The sequence below is a fragment of the Streptomyces sp. NPDC006923 genome (assembly GCF_040635655.1).
GTDB lineage: Bacteria > Actinomycetota > Actinomycetes > Streptomycetales > Streptomycetaceae > Streptomyces.
On record NZ_JBEYIF010000055.1, the window covers coordinates 1 to 5,013 of the forward strand.

Annotated in this window: 6 protein-coding genes; all 6 read right to left on the reverse strand. The window is 71.1% G+C overall.

The window, feature by feature from the left end:
* Window positions 1-769: 769 nt before the first annotated feature.
* Entirely contained in the window at window positions 770-1,081 is a 312-nt protein-coding gene (locus tag ABZ707_RS33225) for a hypothetical protein (protein ID WP_360182599.1), read from the reverse strand.
* Between the two features lie 153 nt (window positions 1,082-1,234).
* Window positions 1,235-1,780, reverse strand: a complete 546-nt coding sequence (locus tag ABZ707_RS33230; RefSeq protein WP_360182602.1) for a hypothetical protein — start codon at window positions 1,778-1,780, stop codon at window positions 1,235-1,237.
* A 145-nt stretch (window positions 1,781-1,925) separates the two neighbouring features.
* A complete protein-coding gene (locus ABZ707_RS33235; protein WP_360182605.1) occupies window positions 1,926-2,234 on the reverse strand; it encodes a GNAT family N-acetyltransferase in 309 nt (102 codons plus the stop codon).
* Window positions 2,235-2,429: 195 nt separating this feature from the next.
* A complete protein-coding gene (locus ABZ707_RS33240) occupies window positions 2,430-3,122 on the reverse strand; it encodes a hypothetical protein (RefSeq protein WP_360182608.1) in 693 nt (230 codons plus the stop codon).
* Window positions 3,123-3,579: 457 nt separating this feature from the next.
* Window positions 3,580-3,864: a hypothetical protein gene (locus tag ABZ707_RS33245; RefSeq protein WP_360182611.1), complete on the reverse strand. Its 285-nt coding sequence runs from the start codon at window positions 3,862-3,864 to the stop codon at window positions 3,580-3,582.
* A gap of 84 nt (window positions 3,865-3,948) precedes the next feature.
* Window positions 3,949-4,347 carry a hypothetical protein gene (locus ABZ707_RS33250; protein ID WP_360182614.1) on the reverse strand — a complete coding sequence of 133 codons (399 nt, stop codon included), beginning with the start codon at window positions 4,345-4,347 and terminating at the stop codon, window positions 3,949-3,951.
* Between the last annotated feature and the right edge of the window lie 666 nt (window positions 4,348-5,013).

The window sequence follows — 5,013 nt, forward strand, 5'->3', positions numbered from 1 at the left end:
CACCGCAACCAACACCTCAGCCGCCCAGCGATCACTTCCCGGCGCCCGCCCCCGAACACAGCCAGACGCACGAACTGATCAGCCCAGCTCAGCCATCCATGAACCGATCACAAAAACCCATCCTGGACAGCCGCGCTCGCCGGCCCCGGACTTGAGTGGGCAGCCACGGAAGGAGCGGCGTGATGAGCGCGAGCGACCAGGAGGCCGCAGAGCAGCGGGTGCAGGACGCCGTGCGACGGCACGCCCGCACCAGGGCCTTCGCGGAGGCGGAGGACGTCATCTCGGCTGTGCTGTCCGACCCGGGGGTGCAGGAAGCGCGGGCCCAGGTGGAGGCGGCGGAGACGGAGCTCGGCATGAAGCTGTGCGCCCGTCTCCAGCCGTTCCAGGACCGCTACGACCAGGCCGTGTACGACGGCGACGCGGACGGGTTCGCCGGGCTCTGTGCGGGCAAGCGCGCCGCTGGGGGCGGATCTGCGTGCTGCCCGACGGTCACGAGACCTCGATGGAGGAACCGCACTGGGGCCGCAACAGCGAGGGCCGTCCGATCGCGTGGGTGGGCAGCACACCCGACGACTGGTGAGCGGCGGGTGAAACCGGCGGACAGGACCCCGGGGCGCACAAGTGGCCCCGGGGTCCTTCGCTGTCCGGGGCCAGCGGCACCGCTCCCAGGCCCTACACCGCACTGGCGTGCGATGCCCGGGGGTTCTGAGCTGCGGCATCGCACTGGTGTGCGTGTAGGCCCTGGGATCTTGGGCCGCTCCCAGGCGAACTACGTTGCAGCGGGGGCGGGATCGGTGAACGAAATCGGCTTGCCGGTGGCGTGGGCATAGTCGATTTCCCTGCTCGTGGACTCGCCGATGTACCCGCCAGGGTTGACGACCAGAACCCGGTCTGCCAGGTCGATCTTGCGCAGGTGGAGGGCGTCCAGCGCCTTCTTCTGCTTGTCGGTGATCAACTCGTCTGCTTCGCCTGGCGCGACAACAATGAACCCGGCGAGAGTCAGATCGCGATTCACCGCACGCATCTCGTCCACGAACCGGTTAGAGCCGCAGATGCAGACGATTTCAGGTCGGTCGGGCACAACTCAGCCCTTCGCTCGAACGGGACACCGCCGGCGTGCACGTTGGTACTGCAGTTGTACATCTCCTTGGCCCGCCGGCCGTCCGTGTTCCCGATCGCCGTGGCTGCGTGTTCGTTGCCCAGATCGCGGTCACGATGGGCGTTGACCGGCCGGTCAGCCGTCGGCTCGTTCCTTCTCGATCGCATTCATCCTGCGGACCATGTCGATCTGCGCGCGGATCATCGTGTCGAACAGGGCCTCCGGATCGCCGCCGGATCCGGCGTTCGCAGCCAGCAGCGAGGCGACTTGGCTGGCGAGGACAGTGACCACGTCGGCAGTCCCCACCGGGCCGCGGACCTCGATCAGTTTGCGCACGGCGTCGTCGATGCGGTCCATGGCCTCCTCGCCCTGGAGGAACAACCCGAGCCGGTCGGCGAGGAACATCCGGACGACCGCCACACCGTCGGCCAGTGCGGTGTCCACGTTGTAGTCGGCGCGGGCCTTCTCCGACTCCTTGAGCACGGCCGGAATCGTGTACGTCCGCTGCTCCGGGATGAGGCCCTCCTTTCGCCACTTCGCGTACGGGATGGGGCCGACGGCGTCACGGCGTGCACGGTGTTCGTTGGTCGGGCGGCCGCCCGCGGTGCGGCAGGCCCGCCCTGCGGCTGCCTTGCAGGTCGGGCATTCGACACGGCGCATCCACGAGCGCACGAGATCCATCTCGGCATCGGAGCGGAGGTGGCGTCGCCACGCGCCGCCCCACGGGATGCTGTGCGATCCGTTCTCCACGCCCATTGCCCCCTGGGTCCGGTGGTGTGTGCCGTCGTCGGTGCCGTGATGATGACCGTACCTGCGGTGGCGCCCCTCAGCGGTCGATCGGGAGAATGCCGTTGCCGTCGGTCTCCAGCGCGTACAGCTCGTAGGGGACGGGGCCGATCTCGGAGTCCCGGTCGGCCGTGCCGATGCGGGTGAACCCTGCTTTGGCCAGGACGCGGCCGGAGGCGGGGTTGTCGGGGTGGTGCAGGGCCTCCAGCCGGTTGAGGCCGGCGGTGGTGAAGGCGACGGTGACGACCTGGTGGGCGGCTTGGGTGGCGTAGCCGTTGCCCCATCTGTCGTCCCGGAGGATGTAGCTGATGGTGCCCATGGCCGGGGTGCGTCTGCGCAGGGAGATCAAACCGATCAGGTCGTCCTCGTGGAGGATGCCCCAGCTCCACTGCGCGGGGGCTTTCGGCAGCTCGGGCGAGGGCCGTACGGATCTTGTCGTGGGCCTGGTCGAGGGTGAGGGGCCCGCCGGTGGTGTGCCGGATGGAGGCCCCGCTGTAGACGCGGGTGAGGGCGGGGGCGTCGTCGAGGGCCAGAGCGCGCAGGGTCACCACGCGGCGGTCAGCTCCTTCGCGGTGGGCCGGTCGGCGGCGTCGGGGGCCAGGCACGCGGTGATGGCGTCCTCGAATGCGGGGAAGGGCCACGGCCGGACGCCGCGCAGCGCGGTGGTGGTGCCCCGGGCGATGGCGGCCAGTTTCTCCAGCCGGTCGAGGTCGTCGTCGTAGGCGACGGGGCGCCGGCCGGTCCAGCACCAGAACAGGGAGGCGCCAAGGCTCCAGATGTCGCCGGGCGGCTGTGCCTGGATGTGGGTGTCGGCAGCGGTGTCGAGGATCTGCGTGGCGAGCTCGGGGGCGGTGGTGTGGGTGAGGGCGCCCCGGTACGGGACGCGGCGGCCGTTGGCGGGGCCGCAGGCGAAGGCGTAGTCGATGACGGCGGCGTGTCCGTCGTGGGTGACCAGGGTGTTGATCGGCTGGACGTCGGCGTGGGCCCACCCGGCGGCGTGCATGAGCGCGAGGTGCTCCGTCCAGGTGCGGGCAATGCCCGCGAGCCAGGGGCGCACCGAGGCGCGGTCTCCTTCCGGGCCGCGGGCGAGGGTGAGGGCCCGCCACAGGGGCGCCCCCTCGATCCAGTTGACGGCCAGCCACCGGCCGCCGTCCCATGGCCCGGCGCTCACCAGGTAGTCGGGATGGAGGGCGCCGGCGGCGGTGAGACGAAGGAGGTGGTCTTCTTCCTGGGCCATCTCGGCGGCCTTGTCGCGGGTGTTGTCCCCGTCGGGGTTGTTGGTCTCCAGCGTGACGGCGCGCTTGGGGCCCTGGAGTTTCCAGGCGCGGGAGCCGCGCAGGTCGCTCAGGAGCTGGATCGCGGTGGGCTCGCCGGTGTGACCGGTGAGAGGGCGACGGCTTCGCCGGGGGAAGCAGGTACCTGGCCCATGTGCGGATCCCCGTCCACCCGGTGGGGATGTGCTCGAACACGTCGCGGCCGCCGTCGTCGGCCGCGACGAGCGCGGCGGCCAGGCCGGGCGTCACGCTCAGGAAACATGGGTCGCGCTCAGGAAGCGTGGGTCGCGGCGACGGACGGCGGCCCTCACGGGAAGGAACGAGGCGGAGCGGCCGGGATCCGGTGGCCGGCCGCGGTGACTCCCCCTTCTCCCGCGTAGAACTTGCCGAACATCACCCCGACCGGGCCGTAGAGGTTCTTCAACGCCCAGTGCAGTGCGGCCAGGCAAGCAGGTCACGGTGCCGGGTACCGGGTACGTCGCCCAGCAGCACGATGTTCTCGCACCGCAGGAGGCCGTATGGCCGGTTCAGCAAGGGTCGTAGCCATTCCGCAGCCTGGGCGCCCGCGTGGAACAGCTCGGCCTGGACGGCTTCGGCGACGACGTCGGCACGGTAGACCGTCCAGGACGTCAGCCCCCGCTGGAGGGACAGGGCCAGGTAGGGGCAGTGGGCGGTCATCTGCCGCGCGTAGTCGCTGATGCCCACGGTTCGCGACCGGGTGGTGCCGGCCTCAACGAGGCGCAGCGCCCCGGCGGTGAGCCGGGGGCGCTGCGCTGGTGCGGCCGGTGGTCACCGGCGGGTGATCTCTGGCTGGTCGGGCGCGACGCCGTCGCCGCCGGCGGGACCGCAGTCCCACTCCGCGACCACGGTGCCGGTCTCCCGGTAGCGGGCGACGGCATCCTGGCCGAGGTTGCCGTCGGCGTCGGTGAACCAGATGTCGGGCAGCGGCCCGTACGCCTCTTCGTAGGCGGCGACCCAGGCGATCGGGCCGTGGCCGCTGTTCGCGACGTGCCGGATCGGCTGCCCGGCGGTCTCCAGGCACAGGGCCTCGTAGGCCGGGGTGCCGAGCAGTTCGTGCCAGGCCGCGTCGACGGCCGGGGAGAACATCTCGGGTGCGGACTGGCCGCCCTTGAAACGCTGGCCGGTGATGGTCATGAACCGGCGCAACTCGGTCGTTGCGGTATCCACGGCGGTGCCCCTCTCGGTGTCGAGTGATGCCCTCCTGGCCCGGGTTGAGCCGGGATGTGGCGCCGTGCACCGCGCACCCGGGAGATCGGTCCCGGCCGGGTGCGCGATGGTTTCAGGAAGCCGGAACAGCCTGGGGGCACGGTCTCGTTCGTCGGACATCGACCGCATCCCGACCGTACGAGCGGGCCCGATACGCTAGGACTGACCGTGAGTACGGGTTTCGGTGCACAGGGCGACCGGGGAGCAGGCCGGTATGGGCAGCCCCAGGCGAACATCAGCAGGCGTGGTAACCGGGTTCGTGCTGCCCTTGGCCCGCCCGGCAGCTGCTGCGCGAGGCCCTGGGCATGGACGTGGACACGCTGCAGGGCAGAGAATCAGAGCAAAGCCCGCTGGCGAACATACAGGCCGGGGCTCTACCGGAGCTGCGCAGACAGCCGCCGGCCCTCGGTCCGGACGTGGCGCTGGTGCCGTGGCTGGACGCGGCAATGGACACCAACCGAATCATCGCGGCCGGGCTGGACAGCGAGGTCGGTGGGCCGCACCCGCTGGCCGGGCGGGCACCAGGGACACCGCGCACATGCCGGCCCGGGCGCCGAACGGCACCGTCCCACCGACGCTCGCCGGACGCTTACCCCGGCCCCGACGTGGTCCAGTCGCCGTCGCGCC

What these genes read in the sequence shown, in the direction of transcription:
- ABZ707_RS33230 (WP_360182602.1), bottom strand. Translation starts at nt 1,780, where the DNA reads ATGGATCTCGTGCGCTCGTGGATGCGCCGTGTCGAATGCCCGACCTGC.
- ABZ707_RS33240 (WP_360182608.1), bottom strand. Translation starts at nt 3,122, where the DNA reads ATGGCCCAGGAAGAAGACCACCTCCTTCGTCTCACCGCCGCCGGCGCC.